The organism is Sphingobium sp. FG11 (assembly GCF_057809915.1).
Genome location: NZ_JBMDKW010000033.1, coordinates 1 through 2,500 on the forward strand (window position 1 = coordinate 1; position 2,500 = coordinate 2,500).

Consider the following 2,500-nt stretch of genomic DNA (forward strand, 5'->3'; position numbering starts at 1 on the left):
AAGGTCTCGATTACGCGCATGGCACGGGCCATGGCGTTGGCAGTTTCCTGTCGGTACATGAAGGTCCGCAGCGGATCGCGACGGCGGGCGGGGCGGACGAGCCGCTGGCGGCGGGCATGATCGTCAGCAACGAACCGGGCTATTACAAGGCGGGCGGCTATGGCATCCGGATCGAAAATCTGGTGCTGGTGGAGAGCCGTGACGTGCCGGGGGCGGAGCGGGAGATGCTGGGATTCGAGACTCTGACCTTTGCGCCGATCGACCGCAACGCCATTGACCGCGCGCTGCTGACTGCCGCCGAGCTGACCTGGCTTGATGTCTATCATGCGAGGGTTTTGGAGGTGGTGGGACCGCAACTTGAGGGCGGGGCGCGCTCATGGCTTGAGGCGGCCTGCGCGCCGCTTTGACGGTGGGTTTCGCGGCGATTTTCGGGGAGCAGGTCAGGAAGTTTTCCTGACTTTGGGCATAAAAAAAGCGCTACCGGTTGTGCCGGAAGCGCTTTGCGGGATGATTTGGTTGCGGGAGTAGGATTTGAACCTACGACCTTCAGGTTATGAGCCTGACGAGCTACCGGGCTGCTCCATCCCGCGCCACCAAAGCTGCCGTTGCCGATGTGGCTGGGCAGAAACAAAAAAGGGCGGCCGCCGAACCTTCGTTGAGGAAGGTCGATCGGCCGCCTGCGGACCTGTGAATGGGTTTGTTTCCTGTATATGCGCGTGCTTCAATGCCTGGCGACGCCCTACTCTTCCAGTGCTTGAGCAATAGTACCATCGGCGCAGACTGGTTTCACGGCCGAGTTCGGGATGGGATCGGGTGGGTCACAGACGCTATGGTCACCAAGCAATGAAGCAGGCGCATAAAGGGTTCCCATTGGAGTATTAGTCCAATGGGGCCCTATACAGGGGTTTTTAATCGATACCGTGCACAATTTGTCTAGATGTAAATATATATCTGGGCTGGCTTGATAACCGACCGATCGCTGACGTTGCTGTATCCAGCATTGTCGTTGATGGTGGGACTCTCTAGCGCGAACAGAGCCATTAGGACCGGTTAGCTTCATGCGTTACCGCACTTCCACATCCGGCCTATCAACGTCGTGGTCTACGACGGCTCGATGAAATCTTATCTTGAGGGAGGCTTCCCGCTTAGATGCTTTCAGCGGTTATCCCGTCCATACATAGCTACCCAGCTGCGCTCCTGGCGGAACGACTGGTACACCAGAGGTATGTTCAACCCGGTCCTCTCGTACTAGGGTCAACTCCTCTCAAATTTCGACGCCCACGGCAGATAGGGACCAAACTGTCTCGCGACGTTCTGAACCCAGCTCACGTACCACTTTAATTGGCGAACAGCCAAACCCTTGGGACCTGCTCCAGCCCCAGGATGTGATGAGCCGACATCGAGGTGCCAAACGATTCCGTCGATATGAGCTCTTGGGAATCATCAGCCTGTTATCCCCGGCGTACCTTTTATCCGTTGAGCGATGGCCCTTCCACGAGGGACCACCGGATCACTATGACCGACTTTCGTCTCTGCTCGACTTGTCAGTCTCGCAGTCAGGCGGGCTTATGCCATTGCACTCTAACAGACGGTTTCCAACCGTCCTGAGCCCACCATCGCGCGCCTCCGTTACTCTTTAGGAGGCGACCGCCCCAGTCAAACTACCCACCACAGAGGGTCCCTGTACCGGATAACGGTACGAGGTTAGACATCAGAAAACAGCAGGGTGGTATTTCACCTATGGCTCCACATCAACTGGCGTCAATGCTTCAAAGCCTCCCACCTATGCTACACAGCTCTTTCCTAATGCCACTCTGAAGTTGCAGTAAAGGTGCACGGGGTCTTTCCGTCTAACCGCGGGTACTCCGCATCTTCACGGAGAATTCAATTTCGCTGAGCATATCCTGGAGACAGTGGGGAAGTCGTTACGCCATTCGTGCAGGTCGGAACTTACCCGACAAGGAATTTCGCTACCTTAGGACCGTTATAGTTACGGCCGCCGTTTACCTGGGCTTCAATTCAGAGCTTGCACTCCTCCTCTTAACCTTCAGGCACCGGGCAGGCGTCAGGCCCTATACGTCGTCTTGAAGCCGACTTAGCAGAGCCCTGTGTTTTTGCTAAACAGTCGCTACCCCCTGGCCTGTGCCCCCCACAAGTGCTTGCGCATATGTGGGGCCTCCTTCTTCCGAAGGTACGGAGGCAATTTGCCGAGTTCCTTCAGGATACTTCTCTCAAACGCCTTGGTATACTCTACCATTCCACCTGTGTCGGTTTAGGGTACGGTCTATACGGAGGGGCTATTTCCTGGGACACCTTCCCAGCCAGGAGCAATCCAATAAGCCCTGACCAGTTACGGCATCCGTCACTCACCTCCAGGCCCACGAATATTAACGTGGTTCCCATCGACTACCCCCTTCGGGCTCGTCTTAGGGGCCGGCTTACCCTGCTCAGATTAGCTTTAAGCAGGAACCCTTGGAATTTCGGCGACAGTGCATCTCAC

At 56.3% G+C, this 2,500-nt stretch carries 1 protein-coding gene, 1 tRNA gene and 2 rRNA genes (1 of these 4 cut by a window edge); 1 reads left to right on the forward strand and 3 read right to left on the reverse strand.

The annotated features are described in order from the left end of the window. On the forward strand, positions 1–407 hold a 407-nt coding region (locus ACODSN_RS16290; RefSeq protein WP_489056540.1), incomplete at its 5' end, for a M24 family metallopeptidase C-terminal domain-containing protein. Between the two features lie 106 nt (positions 408–513). Here the strand turns inward: ACODSN_RS16290 and ACODSN_RS16295 are convergent. The 3 genes from ACODSN_RS16295 to ACODSN_RS16305 form a co-directional block, all read right to left on the reverse strand. Further along, positions 514–590: transfer RNA gene (locus ACODSN_RS16295), tRNA-Met, on the reverse strand. 136 nt (positions 591–726) lie between these two features. Next, positions 727–841: ribosomal RNA gene (gene rrf, locus ACODSN_RS16300) — 5S ribosomal RNA — on the reverse strand. 179 nt (positions 842–1,020) lie between these two features. Continuing rightward, positions 1,021–2,500 (reverse strand): 23S ribosomal RNA (locus ACODSN_RS16305); it runs 1,319 nt beyond the window's last position.